At 58.9% G+C, this 20,414-nt stretch carries 17 protein-coding genes; 14 read left to right on the top strand and 3 right to left on the bottom strand.

All coding sequences use genetic code 11. The features are described 5' to 3' along the window. Positions 1–18: 18 nt before the first annotated feature. The 5 genes from ACIQWS_RS17120 to ACIQWS_RS17100 all read left to right on the top strand — a co-directional run bounded on the left by ACIQWS_RS17120 (position 19) and on the right by ACIQWS_RS17100 (position 5,392). Entirely contained in the window at positions 19–1,563 is a 1,545-nt protein-coding gene (locus ACIQWS_RS17120; protein ID WP_403181854.1) for an ABC transporter substrate-binding protein, read from the top strand. A 60-nt stretch (positions 1,564–1,623) separates the two neighbouring features. Further along, the gene (locus tag ACIQWS_RS17115) at positions 1,624–3,072 is read left to right on the top strand and encodes a M20 family metallopeptidase (protein WP_403181851.1); all 1,449 of its coding nucleotides are present in this window, start codon (positions 1,624–1,626) and stop codon (positions 3,070–3,072) included. 183 nt (positions 3,073–3,255) lie between these two features. After that, a complete protein-coding gene (locus ACIQWS_RS17110) occupies positions 3,256–3,885 on the top strand; it encodes a DedA family protein (protein WP_403181848.1) in 630 nt (209 codons plus the stop codon). Between the two features lie 66 nt (positions 3,886–3,951). Next, complete coding sequence (locus tag ACIQWS_RS17105; protein ID WP_403181846.1) at positions 3,952–4,614, top strand: GntR family transcriptional regulator; 663 nt, start codon at positions 3,952–3,954, stop codon at positions 4,612–4,614. 88 nt (positions 4,615–4,702) lie between these two features. Continuing rightward, positions 4,703–5,392, top strand: a complete 690-nt coding sequence (locus ACIQWS_RS17100; RefSeq protein WP_403181843.1) for a nitroreductase family protein — start codon at positions 4,703–4,705, stop codon at positions 5,390–5,392. A 16-nt stretch (positions 5,393–5,408) separates the two neighbouring features. On the opposite strand, the gene ACIQWS_RS17095 is transcribed toward ACIQWS_RS17100, so the two are convergent. Beyond that, positions 5,409–5,675 (bottom strand): HigA family addiction module antitoxin, encoded by a 267-nt coding sequence (locus tag ACIQWS_RS17095; protein WP_223614676.1) that lies wholly within the window; start codon positions 5,673–5,675, stop codon positions 5,409–5,411. A gap of 259 nt (positions 5,676–5,934) precedes the next feature. Here ACIQWS_RS17095 and ACIQWS_RS17090 point away from each other — a divergent pair, with 259 nt between their 5' ends. From ACIQWS_RS17090 to ACIQWS_RS17060, 7 genes are all read left to right on the top strand, one after another. Then, complete coding sequence (locus ACIQWS_RS17090) at positions 5,935–6,657, top strand: FadR/GntR family transcriptional regulator (RefSeq protein ID WP_223614675.1); 723 nt, start codon at positions 5,935–5,937, stop codon at positions 6,655–6,657. Between the two features lie 108 nt (positions 6,658–6,765). Continuing rightward, entirely contained in the window at positions 6,766–8,271 is a 1,506-nt protein-coding gene (locus ACIQWS_RS17085; protein WP_403181838.1) for an ABC transporter substrate-binding protein, read from the top strand. 71 nt (positions 8,272–8,342) lie between these two features. Next, the gene (locus ACIQWS_RS17080) at positions 8,343–9,290 is read left to right on the top strand and encodes an ABC transporter permease (protein WP_223614673.1); all 948 of its coding nucleotides are present in this window, start codon (positions 8,343–8,345) and stop codon (positions 9,288–9,290) included. 2 nt (positions 9,291–9,292) lie between these two features. Next, complete coding sequence (locus tag ACIQWS_RS17075) at positions 9,293–10,162, top strand: ABC transporter permease (protein WP_403182546.1); 870 nt, start codon at positions 9,293–9,295, stop codon at positions 10,160–10,162. Positions 10,163–10,181: 19 nt separating this feature from the next. After that, complete coding sequence (locus tag ACIQWS_RS17070; protein WP_403181834.1) at positions 10,182–11,963, top strand: gamma-glutamyltransferase family protein; 1,782 nt, start codon at positions 10,182–10,184, stop codon at positions 11,961–11,963. Between the two features lie 4 nt (positions 11,964–11,967). After that, positions 11,968–13,824, top strand: a complete 1,857-nt coding sequence (locus tag ACIQWS_RS17065; RefSeq protein ID WP_403181831.1) for an ABC transporter ATP-binding protein — start codon at positions 11,968–11,970, stop codon at positions 13,822–13,824. Positions 13,825–14,353: 529 nt separating this feature from the next. Continuing rightward, entirely contained in the window at positions 14,354–15,253 is a 900-nt protein-coding gene (locus ACIQWS_RS17060; RefSeq protein ID WP_403181829.1) for a recombinase family protein, read from the top strand. A 97-nt stretch (positions 15,254–15,350) separates the two neighbouring features. Here the strand turns inward: ACIQWS_RS17060 and ACIQWS_RS17055 are convergent, their stop codons facing one another. Further along, positions 15,351–16,055, bottom strand: coding sequence for a L,D-transpeptidase (locus tag ACIQWS_RS17055; RefSeq protein ID WP_223614934.1), 705 nt, complete (start codon positions 16,053–16,055; stop codon positions 15,351–15,353). A gap of 319 nt (positions 16,056–16,374) precedes the next feature. Then, entirely contained in the window at positions 16,375–17,742 is a 1,368-nt protein-coding gene (locus ACIQWS_RS17050) for a dicarboxylate/amino acid:cation symporter (RefSeq protein ID WP_403181825.1), read from the bottom strand. Between the two features lie 313 nt (positions 17,743–18,055). Between ACIQWS_RS17050 and ACIQWS_RS17045 the strand changes: the two genes are divergently transcribed. Both ACIQWS_RS17045 and ACIQWS_RS17040 read left to right on the top strand, forming a co-directional pair. Next, on the top strand, positions 18,056–19,039 hold the full coding sequence (locus tag ACIQWS_RS17045) for a helix-turn-helix transcriptional regulator (RefSeq protein ID WP_403181823.1): 984 nt from the start codon (positions 18,056–18,058) through the stop codon (positions 19,037–19,039). After that, positions 19,036–20,367, top strand: coding sequence for a Hint domain-containing protein (locus ACIQWS_RS17040; RefSeq protein ID WP_403181818.1), 1,332 nt, complete (start codon positions 19,036–19,038; stop codon positions 20,365–20,367). Before ACIQWS_RS17045 ends, ACIQWS_RS17040 begins: the two co-directional genes overlap by 4 nt. The last annotated feature ends 47 nt before the right edge of the window (positions 20,368–20,414 follow it).

Genomic DNA, 20,414 nt, shown 5'->3' with positions numbered 1-20,414 from the left:
ATGGAAAAAGAGTGGAACATGAAAAAGATACTTCTCGCAGGAACAATCCTGATGACGGCCGGCGGCCTCGCACAGGCCCGTGACATCAATGTCGCGCAAAGCTCGGATATTCGCAGCAACGTCCCCGGCGTCAACCGCGACGGCAACACCGACTCCGTCATATTTCATCTGGTCGAAGGGCTGGTGGGCTATACGGAGAACGGCGATGTGAAGCCGCTTCTCGCCCAATCCGTCAATGTGTCGGCGGACGGTCTGACCTATACATTCCCGTTGCGCGACAATGTAAAGTTCCACAATGGCGACCCGCTGACCGCCGCCGATGTCGTGTGGAACTGGAACCGCTATATGGCAGAGGACACCAAGTGGACCTGCCGCGCCGATTTCGACGGCAGCCGAACCGTCAAGGTCACCGGCATCGAGGCCGTCGACGCCCATACCGTCGCCATGAAGATCGCATCGCCTTCGGCAGTGTTCCTCGGCCTGATGGCACGGCCGGAATGCGGCTACACCGGCATCATCAGCCCGAAGTCGGTGGCGGCCGACGGCAGTTTCGTCGCTCCCATCGGCACAGGCCCCTTCAAGTGGGGTGAATGGAAGCGCGGCGAGTATGTCCGTCTGGCAAAATTCGACCAGTACGTATCGCCGCCGAACGACGGCAAGCCGGATGGCATGGTGGGTTCCAAGCGCCCCCTGGTGGACGGCGTAAAATTCACGGCGGTTCCCGATGCGTCCACGGTCAAGGCTGGCCTGCTGTCAGGCGCGCTGGATGCGGCGGAAGTGCCCGCCGATCTCGTCCCGGAACTGAAGGACAATGGTGCGATCCAGCTGATCATGAAGCGCAACAACGGCAAGAACCTTCTCTACATCCAGACCCGCGATCCGGTGCTGAGCAAAGCAGGCGTTCGCCGCGCCATGGCGGCAGCCCTCGATCTCGACGATCTGGTCGGGGCCGTTTCCAACGGCACCGGCGCTGCGAACGCGTCCATGGTGTCGCTGGACTCGATCTATTATTCCGACGTGCAGAAGAAGCGGATTGCCACCGATCTTGAAAAGGCCAAGAAAGAGCTCGCTGAGTCCGGCTACAAGGGCGAAGTCATCAAGATCATTGCCAACAAGCGCGGCAATGTTCCAAGCTATCCCGTCGCCGTGGTTGCCCAGGCCATGATGCAGCAGGTTGGCCTCAACGTGCAGATTGAAGTTCTGGATTACGCCACCCAGGTCGACCGCCGCCGCAGCGGCAACTACCAGGTGATCTCGCAGTCGGTGACCCCGCGCCTCGATCCCGCGCTGATGTACAGTTTCTATGTCGGCAACAAGGACAAGAACGCCTCTCTCATGTGGGATAATCCCAAGGCGATCGAGCTGATGGATGCGGCCTACCGGGAAGCCGACCAAAGCAAGCGTCAGGCCATATTCGACCAGTTTCACGAGCTGATGCTGCAGGATGTGCCGGGTATTTTTCTCTATGACCTGATGGATCTCTGGGGTGCGTCGAAGAAAGTGCACGGCACGCCCGTATGGCAGTCGAATGCACGGGTTTGGGAAGTATCGCTCGACGATTAATTCGAAGGTTTGTTTGCGGGCGTTCGTGCCCGGACATTGAACAACCAAAGGGAAGACATGATGACCACCAAGCAAACTGTTGCAGCCATTGCTGCAACTGTCGACCGGTTGCAGCCTGAATTTGCTGCAATGAGCGACGCCATCTGGGACTATGCGGAGTTGAGCTTTTCCGAACACCAGTCCGCGCAGACGCAGATTGCCATGCTGGAGAAGCACGGCTTTCGCATCGAGCGTGAGATCGCCGATATCGAAACCGCCTTCATCGGCGAGTCCGGTCATGGCAAGCCGGTCATTGCCTTTCTCGGTGAATTCGACGCCCTGGCCGGATTGAGCCAGAAGGCGGGTATTGCCGTCGAGCAACCGGAGAAATCAGGGGGCACCGGGCATGGATGCGGGCACAATCTGCTCGGCACCGGTTCGATGCTGGCCGCAGTCGCTCTGGCGAAGCATCTGGCGGAGAACAAATTGCCGGGCACCATCCGCTATTACGGCTGTCCCGGCGAAGAGGGCGGCTCGGGAAAAACATTCATGGCCCGCGCCGGTGCCTTTGACGATGTGGACACCGCGCTGACATGGCATCCTGCGCCGTTCAACGGTGTGCGTTCCACCAACAATCTGGCGGTGCTGGAGATCTACTATCGTTTCAAGGGTGTGGCCGCGCACGCTTCCAATGGCGCCCATCTCGGCCGCAGCGCGCTCGATGCGCTGGAACTGATGAATGTCGGCGTCAATTTCCTGCGCGAGCACATGCCGCAGGATTGCCGTGTCCACTACGCCATCACGGATGCCGGCGGGAAAGCCGCCAACGTGGTTCAATCCCGCACGGAAGCGCTCTATCTCGTGCGCGCGCCGGAACTGCCTGTAGCGCTTGATCTGGCGGCGCGCGTTGACCGGATCGCCAAAGGCGCAGCAATGATGACGGATACCGAGGTCGAAATCGTGTTCGACCGGGCGGCAACAAACCTTCTGCCGAACATCACCCTAGAAAGTGCAATCCACGCCAATATGGTCGATCTTGGTCCGGTGCCGTTTGACGACAAGGATGTCGCCTTTGCCCAGGAAATACAGAACACGCTGACACCGGAGGCCATCAAAAGCAGCGTCCGGCTCTATCAGATCAAGAAGGACGTGTTCCTCAACGGCAAGGTTGACGGTTCCAGCCCGCTGCATCTCGGGCTGCGCGACTTCGAAGGTGAATCGCATTTCCGCGCCGGTTCGACCGACGTCGGCGACGTCAGCTGGGTCACGCCGACCGCACAGTGCTGGGCGCCCGCATGGGCCATCGGTACTGCCCCGCACACCTGGCAGGTGGTGGCGCAGGGCAGGAGCCCGGCAGCGCACAAGGCTTTTGCCCATGCGGCAAAGTCCCTGGCTTCGACCGGCCTTGATCTCATTCTCAATCCCGGTCTTCTGGCCCAGGCTAAAGCGGAGTGGCTGGAAAAAACCGAAGGACGCCCCTATCAATGCCCGATTCCGGCGCATATCGGGCCGAAGATCGATCGTCCCTAGAACCCTGCCATCCATGGCTGTTTGGCGGGGACACTCCGTGGCCTCGTGTCACCGCCAATACATTGCTCTGGAAGTTATGCTACAATTGCCGTAGAGGTTCTGGCGCAACAGGGCCTTTCACAGGCCCGTGTTGGAGGAAAGACACTACACCGCCGACCTCGGCATAAAAGATCGTGAACTTGAATGCCTGCAGCCAATATAGCCGCCGAAGCGCCCGCAACCATCGCGACACTCCTGAGCTTTGGTCTCGTTGGTTTTGGGTCTCTGGCATTGCTTGAGAAGTTCATCCCGGTCATCCCCTCCTATGTCCTCTTCATGCTTCTGGGCATGACAGTGCCCGATGGCAGCGGCCTGGGTCTGGCGATTCTGGTCACGACAATCGGCTCCGCCGCCGGGGCATTGGGCTGGTTCGCGCTGGGATGGCTGCTCGGACCGGAGCGAGCAAAGGCCATCGTCGCACGTTACGGCCGCTATGTTTTCCTCAAACCGGCCTTCTACGAGCGGTTGACCAATTCGTACCGCAGCAATCATTTCTGGGTAACCCTGACCGGACAGGTCATTCCCACCGTCCGTATTTACCTCGCGCTGCCCGCTGGCGTTCTGCGTCTGGATCCGCGCGCATTCACCCTGGCCACAGCGGTCGGCACGTTCCTGTGGAACACGCCGTTTCTCTGCCTTGGCTATGCACTGCGCGGAACCCCCTACGACCCCATTCATGTCGGCTTCTGGGCATCCGTCGTCTTGTTCATTGCCGAGGGCTCGATCATCCTGTTTTTCAGCCTTCGCCGCAAGCGCCGCGCCAGCCAAAGTTAGGATCTGGTCCTGATGCGCTCCGGCATAGGCTCGGTACAGACAACGACATGAGGGCAACATCGTACCATGCGTGACCATGCACACGCTTCCACCGTTGAAAACGTGGTCACCGCCATTACCGCGCGCGTCCGCTCAGGCAATCTGGCGCCAGGTCAGCGCCTGACGGAAGGCGAATTCACTCAACGCCTCGGTGTATCGAGGTCGACGGTCCGGGAAGCCTTTCAGCGCCTGGCTTCCGACGGTCTCCTGGCCTTCGAGCCCAATCGCGGGGTCACGGTCAGACAATTGTCGCGCAAGGGCGTGGATCAGCTGTTTCAGGTTCGCGGGGCGCTCGAGGTCCTGGCGGTTCGTCTGGCCGCTCCGGCCATCCTGGCAGAGCCGGCAAAACTCCAGACCTTGCAGATGCGGCTGGACGATGCGGTTTCCGGCGGCGATATGCAGCGATTCTCGGATCTGAACCAAGAGTTCCACGGCTTGTTCGTGACACGCGCCAGCAATGCGCTTCTGGCGGAGACCCTGCGACGCCTCAACAACTCCATCTACTGGCTGCAGTTCCGCATGCTGGTTCACCGCCAGGAGGTGTTGAACTCCAATGCCCAGCATCAGGCATTGGTGAGCGCCATTCTTGACGGACAGGTGCAGCGCGCCGAGGCTATCATGCTCGACCATATCGAAGCGTCGCGCACACTCATACAGTCGCTGACCGACGACCATTTCACCGCTGACTAAGAATAAAGGCCAGCATCGTACACGAAGAGGGATTGCTTCGTGAAAATTGTCTGACAATATAAGCGGACAATATGCGAGGATTTTTACGATGAGCCAAACCAAGCCAGCGGCCTACCAACCCATCCCCCTGCCTGACTATCAGGAATTGCCCGTCGACCTCATGCGCCGCAATGCGCTTGATTTCTACGAGGAAATTCGCCGTCGTCATACCGTGCGGGATTTCGATACAAGGCCAGTGCCTCGGGATATCATCGAAAGCTGCCTGCTTGCGGCGGGAACGGCACCCAATGGTGCCAATCATCAGCCATGGCATTTTGCCGTCATCGGCAATCCCGACATCAAGCGGCAGATCCGCATTGCTGCGGAAGAAGAGGAGCAGGCCTTCTATGCCGGCCGCGCCGGTGAAGAATGGCTCGAAGCCCTGGCACCGCTGGGAACCGACAGCAGCAAACCATTTCTCGAAGACGCTCCCTGGCTCATCTGCGTATTCGGCGAGCGAAAGAGCCGCTCTGCCGACGGGGTATTGCGCAAAAATTATTACGTGCCGGAATCGGTCAACATCGCAACCGGCTTTCTCATCGCAGCGCTGCACAAGGCCGGGTTGGCCATGCTGACCCACACACCCAATCCCATGGGGTTCCTGAACGAGATTTGCGGGCGCCCCGCACAGGACAAACCCTATATCATGATGGTTGTCGGTTACCCCAGTCCCGGCGCGACCATTCCGGCGCATGCGACGGAAAAACGGCGGCTGGAGGATATCGCAACTTTTCTATGATCCCATTCAGATCGGGCTAGGACGCCTTCTGCTGGCGATGCCATTTTGACTGCAGAATGAACCAGAGATCCGGCATGATGCCGAGCGAACGCTCTATACGCACGGCGATGTCGAGCGTGATGGGGTGCTGACCGGCGATGATCGCGTCGATGGTTTCCACGGGAATGTCGGCGGCCCGGGCGAATCTCTCGCGTGAAAGCCCGTGCGATCCGATACAGGCCGCCAGATGCTCGCCGGGATGGACGGCCCAGTGCGGATTCCATTGATCAGTTGTGGCGCGCATTTTCGTCACCGATTCCGTTTCGCTTCGGTGAAGGATTCCTACCAGCGCGTCATGTCAGACCGATGTAAAAAACATGGCTTCAAAGTGGCAAGTTGTGAACAAAAGTTTCAGCCGCAACACGTCTGATTCCAAGGGGTTAGCCGGTACCTGCATGCCCACAATTTGAGCAGAAACATAAATGCTCAAAATAACATCTTGACGCCATCGGAAAAATACCGTCGACTGAACCAATATCACAATTGGTCCGGACCAATACCGCATGGCAAGCAACCAGTCCCAGGAAAACTCGAACTACGCGCTTGACCGGTTGCGCCGGCTTCTCGCATCCGACGAATTCGGGAAAGACGGCAAATTGCCAACCGAACGCGCGCTGTCGGAATCACTCGGCGTCAGCCGCCGCTCGGTCCGGCGGGCACTGGAAGTACTGGAGGCTGAAGGCCGGATATGGCGCAGGCAGGGCCAGGGCACATTTGCCGGACGCGAACCTGATAGTTGGGGCGAGCATGTCGACACCATCATCGCCGGCACGAACTTCATGGAAATCATGGAGGTCCGTTTGCGGATAGAACCGCAGCTGGCACAGCTCGCGGCCATGCGGGCCAAGAAAACCGACATCGACCGCATGCGTGAACTGGCGCTGAAATCGCGCGAAAGCCAGGATGCCGACTCGCATGAGCTGTGGGATGGATCGCTGCATCGGCAAATTGCCCAGAGTGCCGGCAATCAGTTTTTTCTGACCATCTTCGATGTGGTCAACCGGGTGCGCCAGGATGAAGCCTGGCAGATCATCCGTGAGCGCGCGCGCAGCGGCAACAACGCCGCGGTGACATCCTATGATCACCACTCAGCCATCATCGATGCCATCGAATCCCGTGATCCGCTGAGGGCGGGCGAAGCCATGCGCCAGCACTTGCTGATGCTGCAGGAATGGCTGATCCGCCTGACATCGCTGGACGGATTCGAAACGAAACAGCCGGGATAAGTGCCGCAAGCACAGACCACCATCGCGATAAGGACCGGAAGATAACCGGCCATCAACACGGAACAAACAAGCGGATTTGACCGCTCTGATGAAAAGAGGAGAACTTCAATGCAAAAGACCAGACTTCTTGCAAGCCTGCTAGCCGGTATTCTCATTGCTGTGCCTGCGGGTGCCAGCGAATTGCGTATCGGCCTTCAGGACGATGCCGATGTCCTCGACCCGGCACAGTCGCGCACCTTCGTCGGCCGCATCGTCTATACGGCCCTGTGCGACAAACTGGTTGATGTCAGCCCGACACTCGAGATCGTGCCGCAGCTGGCGACGGACTGGAAATGGTCGGATGACGGTTCCGAATTGACCATGAACCTGCGCAAGGACGTGATTTTCCACGACGAGACGCCATTCAATGCCGCGGCCGTCGTCGCCAACATCCAGCGCTCGCTGACATTGCCGGAATCCCGCCGCAAGAGCGAATTGTCTTCCGTGAAGAGTGTTGAGGCAACGGGCGACTATCAGGTCAAATTCACCCTCAAAAGCCCTGACGCATCCCTGCTTGCCCAGCTGTCGGATCGCAGCGGCATGATGGTTTCGCCAAAGGCCGCAGCGGAACTGGGGGCGAACCTCGGCAGCAAGCCGGTCTGCTCCGGTCCCTTCAAATTCGTCGAGCGCGTGCAGCAGGACCGCATCGTGCTCGAAAAATTCCCGCACTACTGGAATGCGGCCAACGTCTTCATCGACAAGGTGACGTTCCTGCCGATCCCGGATTCGACCGTGCGTCTTGCCAACCTGCAATCCGGCGATCTCGACATGCTGGAACGGCTCGCCGCCACGGACGCTGCGGCGGTGAAAGCGGATTCGAAGCTCACCTATGCCGATGCGATCGGTGTCGGGTATCTGGCCATGATCGCCAATGTGGGCAATGGGCCGCTCGCCGACAATCCGTTCGGCAAGGACAAGCGGTTGCGCCAGGCCTTCTCGCTCGCCATTGACCGCGAAGCCGTCAATCAGGTTGTTTATGAAGGAACGTCCGTTGCCGGCAACCAGCCCTTCCCGCCCAACAGTCCCTGGTATGACAAGGACATTCCCGTACCGGCCCGGGATGTCGAAAAGGCCAAGGCCCTGATGAAAGAGGCTGGGTTTGCAACGCTCGACCTAGAATTTGCAACCCCGAACAATCCGGTTACCATGCAGAGAATGCAGGTCATCCAATCGATGGTTGCGGAGGCCGGGTTTAACGTCAAACTGAAGGCAACGGAGTTCGCAACGCTCCAGTCGGAATTACCAGCCGGAAAATTCCAGTTTGGCCATGCCGATTGGTCCGGACGTGTTGATCCCGATGGCAATCTGCGTGAGTTTGTCACCTGCAAGGGTGCCATCAATGATGCCAAATACTGCAATCCTGAAGTGGACACCCTTCTCAACGCGGCCCGCAGTTCCACGGATAACGCCGCGCGCAAGCAGAAATACGATGCGGCGGCGCGAATTCTCAATGACGATCTGCCCATCATCTATCTTGGTCATCAGGCATGGATCTGGGCCCTCAAGAAGAACGTCACTGGCTTTGTCCCCTCCCCTGACGGCATGATCCGCCTGCAGGGCGTCAAGAAGAGCTAAGGAAACGGCTTGAAGCGAAGCTGCCATATTCTGCAGCTTCGCCGCCAGGCGAGCGTCAGGATTTTCAGCCCATGTATACCTACATCGGAAAGCGGCTTCTGCTGGCCATACCGACACTGATCATCATATCGATCTTTGCATTTTCGCTGCAAAAGCTGCTGCCTGGCGACCCGATCCTGGCCATGGCCGGCGAAGAACGCGATCCGCAGGTGCTGGAACTCCTGCGCGACAAGTACCGCCTGAACGACCCAGTCATCGTCCAGTATTTCTATTGGGTGGGCTCCGCCCTCAGGGGCGATTTCGGCATATCCCTGCGGACCAACCAGCCTGTCCTTTCCCTGATTGCCGAAAAGCTGCCGGTGACCATCCAGCTGGCTGTCATGGCCATGACGTTCGCCTTGGCCATCGGCGTGCCCATCGGAATAATAGCGGCGGTCAGGAAGAATACTGCGGTTGACTACATCGCCAATGTCGTCGCGCTCTCCGGCCTGTCCGTACCCAATTTCTGGATGGGCATCATGCTCATCCTGCTCGTGTCGGTGAAACTGGGCTGGCTTCCCGCATCAGGCTACGAGCCGTTCTTCAAGGACCCGCTACGGTCGCTGCAGACAATGATCATGCCGGCCTTCGTTCTCGGCCTGGCACTGGCAGCAACCCTCATGCGTCACACCCGGTCGTCCATGCTGACGGTCCTGAGTGCCGATTACATCCGTACGGCCCGGGCCAAGGGCGTTTCCGAACGATCCGTCATTCTGCGGCACACGTTCCGCAATGCGCTTCTTCCCATCATCACCATGACCGCGCTTCTCTTTGGCGAGCTGCTGGCGGGCGCCGTGCTGACGGAACAGATCTTTACTATTCCCGGTTTCGGCAAACTGATCGTCGATGCGGTTTTCAACCGGGATTACGCGGTTGTCCAGGGCGTTGTCCTTTGTACCGGAGCAGGCTTCATCCTGATGAATCTCGTCGCCGACGTGCTCTCCATCCTGCTGAATCCAAGAATGAGGGCCACGCTATGACGATGCAGCAGGCAATACCGGCAGTGCCCCAGCAAAGCCGTTCAGGCAACCGTGCATGGAAGAAACTGAAGGCGAACAGGAGCGCCCTCGCCGGGCTTCTGATTATCAGCGTTTTCCTGGTCCTCGCTGTCACGGCGCCGCTCTTGCCCATAGCGGACCCCGTCGCCACCAGCTGGTCGGCCATCCGCAAGGCTCCCTCCGCCGCGCATTGGCTGGGAACCGACGATATCGGCCGGGATATTCTTTCGCGGATGATCTGGGGCGCCCGCGCTTCGCTGATGGCGGGCGTATTCTCCGTGGGCATCGCCGTTGCCGTCGGCGTGCCGCTCGGGTTGATATCCGGTTATTTCGGCGGCTGGATCGACATCATCATTTCGCGCATCACCGAGGCATTCCTTGCCATGCCGTTCCTCATCACGGCCATTGCGCTGGCCGCCTTTCTCGGACCAAGCCTTGGCAATGCGATGATCGCCATCGGGTTTTCCGCCATGCCGCTTTTCGTCCGGCTGACCCGCGGACAGGTGCTGACCGTGAAAACCGAAGACTATGTCGAAGGGGCGCGCTCCGTCGGGCTCGGGCACTACCGGATCATCACCCGCTACATCCTGCCAAACGTATTCTCACCACTGCTTGTGCAGGCGAGTCTGACCATCGCGACCGCCATCATTGCCGAGGCCAGCCTGTCCTTCCTCGGGCTTGGGCAGCAGCCCCCTGCGCCCAGCTGGGGTTCGATGCTCAATGTCGCCAAGAACTTCCTCTCCCAGGCACCCTGGATGGCCATGTGGCCGGGTGCCGCCATCTTTCTCGTTGTTATCGGTTTCAATCTTCTTGGCGACGGCCTGCGCGACGCCCTCGATCCGCGCGAAGCATAATATCTGAAAGGACAATGCAATGACCCGTTTCACCACCCGGCCCGAGATTCTTGGAACCTTTGGCGTTGTGACATCGACCCACTGGATCGCCACCGCCGTTGGCATGAGCATTCTGGAAAAGGGCGGCAATGCGTTTGATGCGGCCGTGGCGACAGGCATGGTTCTGCAGGTGGTGGAGCCACACCTGAACGGCGCGGGCGGGGACATGCCGGCAGTCTTCTACTCGAAGAAGAAGAACAAGGTCGAAGTCATCTGCGCACAGGGACCGGCGCCGGCAGGCGCGACAATCGACCATTACAAGCGCGAGGGTCTGGACCTTATCCCCGGCGATGGCCTGCTGGCCACCGTCATACCCGGCGCATTCGATGGCTGGATGCTGATGCTGCGCGACTATGGCACGATGTCGGTACGGGACGTGCTGGAACCGGCGATCTACTACGCCGAGAGCGGTCATCCGGTTCTGCCGCGTGTCGCCGCGACCATCAGCGGTTTGGGCGAGTTCTTCCGCAAGGAATGGCCGACCTCCTTCGCCACATGGCTGCCGGGCGGTACGGCACCGGCGCCGCATGCCAATTTCAGGAACCCCGTTCTTGCAGCAACCTGGAAACGCATCATTGCCGAAGCCGAAAGCAGGAAGGAACGCGAAAACCAGATCGAGGCAGCGCGCGATGCGTTTTATCGCGGCTTTGTTGCCAAGCATATTGCAGACTATCTGCACAGCGCCGAAGTCATGGATGCCAGCGGCAGTCGCCACAGGGGAGTCCTGACCGCCGACGATATGGCGAACTGGCAGGCAACGATCGAAGCACCGCAAACCTACGATTATCACGGCTGGACCGTTGCCAAGACAGGCCCGTGGGGCCAGGGACCCGCCCTGCTGCAATCGCTTGCGCTGCTGAAAGGCTTTGACATTGCGGCCATGGACCCAAATGGCGCTGAGTTCGTGCACACGGTGGTCGAGGCCATGAAACTCGCCTATGCGGACCGGGAGGTCTACTACGGCGATCCAAAGCATGCCGATGTGCCGATAGACCATCTCCTGTCTGATGCCTACACGGATGAACGCCGCAAGCTGATCACGGGAGAAGCCTCCCGCACGCTTCAACCCGGCAGGATACCCGGCTTTGACGCGCAGTATGACCTGACCATGCACATGTTGAAAGGCATGGGCGGCGGCGTTGTCTATGAGCCAACCATGGCGCACCTGTCGGAAAAGCGCGGGGATACGGTCCATATCGACGTGATCGACCGCGAGGGCAATCTGGTCTCCGTCACCCCGTCCGGCGGCTGGCTGCAATCCTCGCCCATCATTCCCGGTCTCGGCTTCTGTCTCAACTCGCGCGCGCAGATGTTCTGGCTGCGGGAGGGTCTGCCGACATCGCTTGCGCCCGGCAAGCGGCCCCGCACAACGCTGACCCCCACCATCGCCCTTTTCGAAGGACGGCCGGCCATGGCCTTCGGCACCCCCGGCGGCGACCAGCAGGACCAATGGCAGCTGCCGTTCTTCCTGCGCCATATCCATCATGGCCTCAACCTGCAGGAAGCAATCGACCAGCCGCTGTTCCACACGGCGCATTTCCCAAGCTCCTTCTATCCGCGCACGAGCGAGCTTGGAAACATCACCATCGAGACCAGCATCGGAACGGATGCGTTGAACGCACTCAAGCAGAAGGGCCACCTGATCACCCCCGCAGACCCGTGGACCGTGGGCCGCCTGACCGCCGCGAAACGCGAAGCGGACGGGCTGTTGCGTGCTGCTGCCACCCCGCGCCTGATGCAGGCCTATGCGGCAGGACGCTGACAGGATGACCGTGAACCCTGTGACGGCTCCTTCAACCAACCACGCTTCCGGAGAGACAGCCAAACCGGTGCTGTCTGTCGAAGGGCTCACCACATCCTTCCTCGTCGACGGCAGCTGGAAAAGCGTGGTGCGCGACGTGTCCTTCGAGGTCATGCCGGGTGAGACCGTCGCCATTGTCGGTGAATCCGGTTCCGGGAAGAGCGTTACATCGCTCTCCGTCATGCGTCTGCTGACAAAGGCAACCAGCCGCATCGAAGGCAATGTCGTTCTCAACGGCAAGAACCTTCTTTCACTCTCCGACCGGCAGATGCGCGATATCCGCGGCAACGATGTTGCGATGATCTTTCAGGAGCCGATGACCAGCCTCAATCCGATTTTCACCATCGGGCGGCAGATCTCGGAAGCCTTGACCTGTCACCGCGCGATGACACCGGCGGAGGCGCGGGCCGAAACGATACGCCTGCTGGAAAAGGTCCGCATTCCCAACGCCGCAGCGCGCTTCGACGAATATCCGCACCAGTTCTCCGGCGGGATGCGCCAGCGGGTCATGATTGCCATGGCGCTTGCGAGCCGCCCGAAGCTCCTCATTGCCGACGAACCGACGACGGCCCTCGATGTGACGATTCAAGGACAGATCCTCGATCTGATCAAGGTCCTGCAGGAAGAGGAAGGCATGGCTGTCCTCTTCATCACCCATGACATGGGCGTGGTTGCCGAAATCTCCGATCGCACCATTGTGATGTATCGCGGCGAAGCGGTCGAGAGCGGGCTCACCGCCGATATCTTCCATCGCGGCAAGCATCCCTATACGCGGGCGCTGCTTTCAGCCGTGCCTCACCTCGGTTCAATGAAAGGCCAGCACTGGCCATTGCGTTTCCCCATTGTCGACATTCAAACCGGCGAGACCACCGTTCCAGCCCCGGTCGCCGATACGGTCGACAAGCGCAAAACGCCGATCCTTGAAGTCAGGAACCTGACCACCCGTTTCGATATCCGTTCAGGTTTGTTCTCGCGCAAGACCGGCGCGGTTCATGCGGTCGAGAACGTGTCATTCGACCTGTTCCAGGGTGAAACCTTGTCCCTTGTTGGTGAATCCGGTTGCGGGAAGTCGACCACCGGCCGGTCCATCACCCGTCTCGTGCAGCCCAACAGCGGCGAGGTGATCCTCGATGGCACCAGTGTCCTCAGCCTTGACCAGATCGCCCTGCGCACCATGCGCAAGAGCATCCAGATGATCTTTCAGGACCCCTTCGCCAGCCTCAACCCGCGTATGAGCATCGGTGCGACCATCGCAGAGCCATTCATCGTCCATCGGCTGGGAACCCAGAAACAGGCCCGCGAGAAAGCCGTGGATCTGCTTGAGCGCGTTGGCCTGTCCGCCGACATGTTCTCCCGCTATCCGCACGAATTTTCCGGCGGGCAGCGCCAGCGCATTGCCATTGCCCGGGCACTTTCGCTCGACCCCAAAGTCATCGTTGCGGACGAGTCCGTTTCCGCGCTCGACGTGTCAATCAAGGCACAGGTGGTCAATCTGCTCCTCGACCTGCAGCAGGATTTCAACCTGTCATTCCTGTTTATTTCGCATGACATGGCGGTCGTCGAACGGGTGAGCCATCGCGTGGCCGTCATGTATCTCGGCGAGATTGTCGAGATCGGACCGCGTGCGGCGGTTTTCGATAATCCCCAACACGCCTATACGAAGACACTGATGAATGCCGTCCCCGTGCCTGATCCGGCGCGGCGGGCCATCAAACGCAACACCGTAATCAGTGAGTTGAAAAGTCCGGTGCGCCCGGTTGGCTACAAAGTACCGCAGCGTGACTATGTGGAAGTGACGAAAGGCCATTTTGTTCAGCGTTGAGCGGATGCCTTGCCTCGTCGCCGCTGGTCGCCATGCCGTACTGACGTCAAAATCAGTACAACGACCCGAACTGGCTCATCGATCCTTCAAGAAGACCTCTGCAGGAACTTGATTTCAGTATCGGGCGAACCTTGTCGAAAAACTGTTTGAAGACGCGTCAAACCATGAGAATATGTAGCCCAAAGCGAGAGTTGTCATGCTCTGGAATGCGCATGTTACTATAGATGCGATTTGAGCGAACATCATTGTATTTATTGAATAATATTATCAAAAGTGCAGGCAAAAGAGATTTAATTTCTGCATGATGGACTGGCAGGCTGCTCCCGGCAACCTATCCAGCAGGAATTATAGCAGATCCGGACCGTACGTGGATAAGTTATTTGCCTTTTCCACCCCCTCCCCTTCCATGGATGGCATGCCCCGGCGCCCATATGAGGGCTTCCCTGCGCTCCCATTTGCGGGATGGGAGTATCGCCCAATCCCCTCGTCTGGCATTGCAAGTTGCAGGACGGTTGCTAGGATCGCGGCCATGACCGCAGCATCCAGACCCATCCTGATTGGCTACGCCCGCGTCTCGACGGAAGAACAGGCCAATGATGCCCAGCTTTTGGAATTGAGGGCCGCGGGCTGCGGCACCATCTTCGAAGAGCATGGCTCGGGTGCATCGCGCGCCCGTCCCGTCCTGGCCCGCCTCCTGCGGGAGATCAACCGCGGTGACGTGCTGGTCGTGGTACGCCTCGACCGGCTGGCCCGGTCCGTCAGCCATCTCCTGACTGTCATCGAACAGCTGGAGGAAAAGGGTGCGCATTTCCGGTCGCTGCACGACCCCATCGATACCTCGACGCCGCAAGGCATGTTTTCCCTGCAGGTTCTCGGCGCCGTGGCCCAGCTGGAACGCGCCCTGATTTCCGAACGTACCAAGGCGGGGATCAATGCCGCCCGTGCGCGGGGCAGGCTTCCCGGCAATCCCGGCCTGCGTGAGAAGCAGCCCGAGGCATTGGCAAAGCTCGCCCAGGCCCGCAGGCGCGGCCATCTGGCGGACCTGACGGCTGGGATGTCATCCTGGCTGCCCATCGTGCGGCGCATGCGTCCCGAACACCCCTGGGACGAGGTGGCGCGCAGCCTGCGCCACCAGACCGGACAAATCTGGAATGCCGACCGCCTGCGCCGCTCGGTACGACTGCTGGTCAATGAAGGGCTTGCGGATGCACGCCTGATAGCCCCCTCCCCGCGCCGCACCCCGGAGGATCGGCTTATGATGCTGGTGACGGGTATTGCCAATGCCAACCCGGAATTGACCCTGCGCGATATCGCCGGTCAGCTTGAAGCCATGCACGAGCGGACGCCGCGCGGCGCTGCCCGCTGGGCCGCCTCATCGGTCAAGAACCTCATGGACAGAGCACGCAGGCTCGGGCTCATCCGCGCCTGAACCCCACGCGTACAGGCATGCCCATGAAAACAATCAGGCCGGAGACGATAGGTCCCGGCCTGATATCCAAATCTGCAATGATTCCTGGAGGACTTCCCTACCCCACGACAACCGTGGCTTTGCCAGGCACGCGACTATAGAGATCGATGATATCCTGATTGATGAGACGCACGCAGCCGGATGACATGGACTTTCCGATCGACCACCATTCCGGCGAGCCATGGATGCGATAGCCTGTATCGACACCATCCTTGTAGATGTAGAGCGCGCGTGCCCCCAGCGGATTCTGCGGTCCGGGTTCCATGCCGTTTTCGAATTTCACCAGTTCGGGCTTGCGTTGGATCATCTCGCGCGGCGGCGTCCAGCGCGGCCATTCCTTCTTGTACTGGATGTTGGCGCGACCGCTCCACAGGAACCCGGCCTTGCCGATGCCAACGCCGTAGCGGATGGCATCACCGCCCGGCTGCACCAGATAGAGGAAGCGCTCCTGCAAGCGCACGACGATTGTCCCCGGCTGCTCGCCTGTCGGATCAACGACGATCTGCCGCCGGAACTCGGCTGGAACCTTCTGATAGGGAATCGCAGGGAGCGAATACGGCCCCTCCTGCACCGCGGCGTACATAACGTCGGGAACCGTGATGGATTTATCCACGCTGATCTGCGGGCGGATGCTGCCAGTCGACATGGTGTCAACGCTCATATCGGGAAGCTCGAATGTCTGTGAGCATCCGGATACGCCGAGAACTGCGAGGGAGCCTGCGCCCAGCAAGAGATGGCGCCGGGAGATGGCGGGAGTGTGCAGACTATGGTTGACTGCCTGATTACGCTTGGACAACTCGGTACTCGCTTACAACTGTGGCAATTGCGTAAAACTCTATGGAAGTGTGGTTTACAAAGAGTGAATCACCCGCGATGTATTTTAACCATAAGGCGCGCGCACAAGGATTCGACGGGTTGACAGCTGTCAACTGATTCCAGAATCACCCCGCAACTGGCGTGGTCGCGCGTACACAGCATGTGCTGTCCAACCGTTACCCCGAATCGGGAGCCAGTTGACAGCTGTCAACGCCAAAAAAGAAAGCGCGGCATCGCTGCCGCGCTTTATCAAATTGCAGATGTCCTCAGGCTGCAGCGGGCACGGCAGCCGGATCAATCACGTCAATCGTCGTCGTGCTGTCATAACGGTCCTGGTCGAGAATTCCCTGCCGCTTGGCGACGATCGTCGGAATCAGCGCCTGTCCCGCAACATTCACCGCCGTGCGGCCCATATCCAGAATCGGATCGACCGCCAGCAAAAGTCCGACACCCTGCAAGGGCAAACCCAGCGTGGAGAGCGTCAATGTCAGCATGACAATCGCGCCCGTTAGCCCCGCGGTCGCCGCGGAACCGATCACCGATACAAAGGCAATCAATAGATATTCCTGAACACCCAGCGGCACGTTGTAGAATTGCGCGACGAAGATCGCGGCGATGGCCGGATAGATGGCGGCGCAGCCATCCATTTTCGTGGTCGCTCCCAGCGGTACGGCAAAGGCCGCATATTCCCGCGGCACCCCGAGATTGCCCTCCGTCACGGCTTCGGTGACCGGCAAGGTTCCAATCGATGAGCGGGAGACAAACCCAAGCTGGATCGCCGGCCAGGCGCCCGCGAAAAACCGGGCCGGATTGAGACCATTGGCCAGAAGCACGATCGGATAAACCACAAAGAGCACCAGTCCAAGACCGATGTAGACCGCAGCGGAAAACCAGCCCAATTGTGCCAGGGTTTCCCAGCCATACTGCGCCACCGCCGTGCCGAGCAGCCCGATCGTTCCGATTGGCGTCAAGCGGATCACCCACCAGAGAATCTTGCGCACCACAGCCAGCAGCGCGCGATTGAAATCAAGGAACGGCTCCGCTACCGATCCGACGCGCAGCGCCGCGACCCCAACCACAATGGAGATGATGACGATCTGCAGCACGTTGAACGACAGATACGTGCTCGCCGAACCACCGGTCACTTTGGTCGACGCCTGCAGACCCAGCATGTTGGCAGGAACGAGCCCTTTCAGGAAATCGAGCCACGAGCCGGTCGACGACGGAACGGAGGCAGCAGAGGCAAGGACGCTGGAATTGATTCCAGGCTGGATAACAAGTCCAAGCGCAATGCCGATCACCACCGACACGAGCGCCGTAATGGCGAACCACAGCAGTGTCTGCCAGACAAGAGCGGCTGCATTGTTGAGGGCGCGCAGGTTGCTGATGCTCGCCACGATCGCGGTGAAAATCAGCGCCGGAACCAGCGCCCGCAGGAGTTGCACGAAGATTGATCCGACGGTCTGCAGCGTTACGCTGAGCCAATTCGGATTGCCTGCCGCGTCGGGGCCGAGGTTGCGGGCGACAAGACCGAGCAGGAGCCCGATGATCATCGCGGCAATAACCTGAAAACCAAATGAACGGTAAAAAGGCTTTGGACCGGCCGGTATAGGACCAGAAGATGGCTTGCTCATTTCAACTATCTCGCTAAGGGAACACAAGGAATTGGGTCGCCTCGGCGACTCCTGCAAAGGGCGCCAACCTATCATCAATCAAAGACCCCGCAGAACAATCAGTTCCTGATTTCAGATGTTCTTCAACTGTTTCTTTCCAGAAACAGCGCGATTCATGGTAAATAATTCCCTTGTACTAAAGTCGCATTTACGCGGCAGCGATCCCTCGCTAACAATACAACCTCAAATTACGTACGAAATATATTCTATTTAAAATTGTATTTTTTCTGGCGCATCGATTTCAATCACCATCTGTTTTTCAAGGATTGAAGCAATGTTCGATACAATTCGGAATAGCAATCCTGCTCGCGACCGCCGGTCCCATCCTCTGGCACAAATGCTCGCCACGGGGACACCCGTTGCCCAGAGACCCGCAATATTTCCTCGTTTACCCCTGGACGAGATCTACCGCCTCAATGAGACACAGATCCTGAAAGGTTCGACCTCCCATCCGATGGAAATCGTTTCCGACGGAAAGGCAGACCACCTCCTTTATATCTTTGTGCTCAGCGGTGTCATCGAATGCGGCAACACCAGATCGCGCCTCGCATTGCACATCCCGGACGGTTGCTCCGGAGCCGTCATCAACGACCCAGCCACGTCGCTCAAACTGACCAAGGGTTGTCGCTGGCTCGCATTCCAGATTCCACTCTCCCTGTTGCGCAATCAGTTTGGCCTGTGGTCAGGACAATTTTGCTTTCATGAGCCCCGGTTTGCAGCTGTCGCCGATTTCCGCAGGCACGCCGTGTCCAGCCTGTACCGCACGATCAATCTTCTGCTTTTCAGGAAAGGGGAGGGGGAGACGCCGCCGCTGGTCATGAGTTATGAGCAATTGCTGATCGCGCAGCTCTACGCGTCAGCGCCGCACAATCTTTGCCATGGCGATCGTTCCAGACGGCAACCATGCCCAAGACAGCTTCGCCGTGCCGAGGAATTCATCCGCAACAATCTCTACGTTCCGGTAACGGTCGATCATATAGCGGGTGCCGCAGGGTGCAGCACGCGAACACTGCAGCGAATATTCCGACATTTCCGTGACGCAACGCCGATCCAAATTCTGTCGCATTACCGCATCGCAGAGGCGCATGACCTGATCAAGATGGGCAAGGCGAGAACCGTCACTGATGTCGCAAGCAGTCTGCAGTTTTCAAACCCGGCGCGCTTCGCCGCCACCTATCGCGAAATTTACGGACAGAAGCCGTCCATCGACCTCCGTGCTCATCTCCACGCCGGAGCGGAAAGAGCCACGCCCGTTTGATTTTCATCACCAGTCCATTTTCAGAAGGAAACAGAAGCATGGTCAACCAACCGACGCCTATTCCATTACCCGACTGGCTGATACCAGTCGCGGATCATCACTATGCTATTGACGGCGGCAATCAAACGCTGGACAGCCATATCGTGGACATCAAGGCTCTTGCCAACGCAAGAATTGACCTCGTCGACGGCGCCCATCTGACGGTGAACCCGGCCGAACTTGATATAAAAGCGCTCGGACACATCACCTATGGAGTAGGAAAAAGCAGTACACTCACCCTTAGCGCGCCGCCTGCCGGCGTTAACATTGCGAACTCGACGACCATCGATTTTGGCTATTCAGACGGCACTGGCACATTCGAATACCAGCCCGGCAATCTCGGTATCAACGTGGCCAGCCCCATCGAGATCATCAATCTTCACGGAGGCGACAAGATCAAAGTGGATGGCGCAACCTCCGCCGAACTGAAGGGTGACACACTTCTCTTCAAGACGGGAAAGACCACCGAGCCTGCGCCTGCGCAAAAAACCGGCCTTCTGTCGAAGGTTGTAAAGACGGTTACAACGGCAGTCAAAGATGTCACTGACACAGTTGGAACGGTGCTCGGTGCGGGCGCAAAGTTCACAATCGATCCCGCTGCCAAATTCGACTTTGCCCGGGTGGATAATGACGGTCAGATCACTATCACAACACCCTGTTTCGTCATGGGTACGCTGATCTCCACACCGGCAGGGGAGATCGCCGTCGAGAGGCTCCGGATCGGCAATCTTGTCTATACGATGAACGGTGAAGCCGTACCCATCATCTGGATCGGAAGCCGCAGGATCGATCCCAGAACCATCGACAAGCTGCGCGATCATGCACCTGTCCGCATCCGTCCGGGCGCGCTCGATCATGGGTCGCCGAACCGCGACCTCTATGTGTCGCCGGATCATTGCCTGTTTCTGAATGGGTCACTCGTCCCGGCAAAGCTCCTCATCAACGGCACTTCCATCACGCAGGACGCAACGCTCGAACCATTCATTTATTACCATATTGAATTGGAGCAGCATGGCGTGCTGATCGCGGAAGGGGCCTATGCGGAAAGCTACCTCGATCTTGGCAACCGGGTCACGTTCCTGGAACCCGGAACCCTCATGTTCACATCACCGGAACGTGCGGTAAATTCGTCTCACTGCTATCCTCCGGTCTATTGCGGCCCGGTCCTCGACGGGATCAGAGAAGAACTCGACCAGCGCGCACAAGCACTGGGCTACTGCCTCGGCAAGAAACCGGAACCTGCCGAAGACATATCCAATATATTTCCTTTTTACAAGCGAATACAATAAGATAGGGGTAATCTTTCCGCGCGGACGGGCAACCGTCCGGCCAATCC

Source organism: Phyllobacterium sp. NPDC097923 (assembly GCF_044760925.1).
GTDB classification, from domain to species: domain Bacteria; phylum Pseudomonadota; class Alphaproteobacteria; order Rhizobiales; family Rhizobiaceae; genus Phyllobacterium; species Phyllobacterium calauticae.
This window is presented reverse-complemented; position numbering and strand designations above follow the sequence as displayed.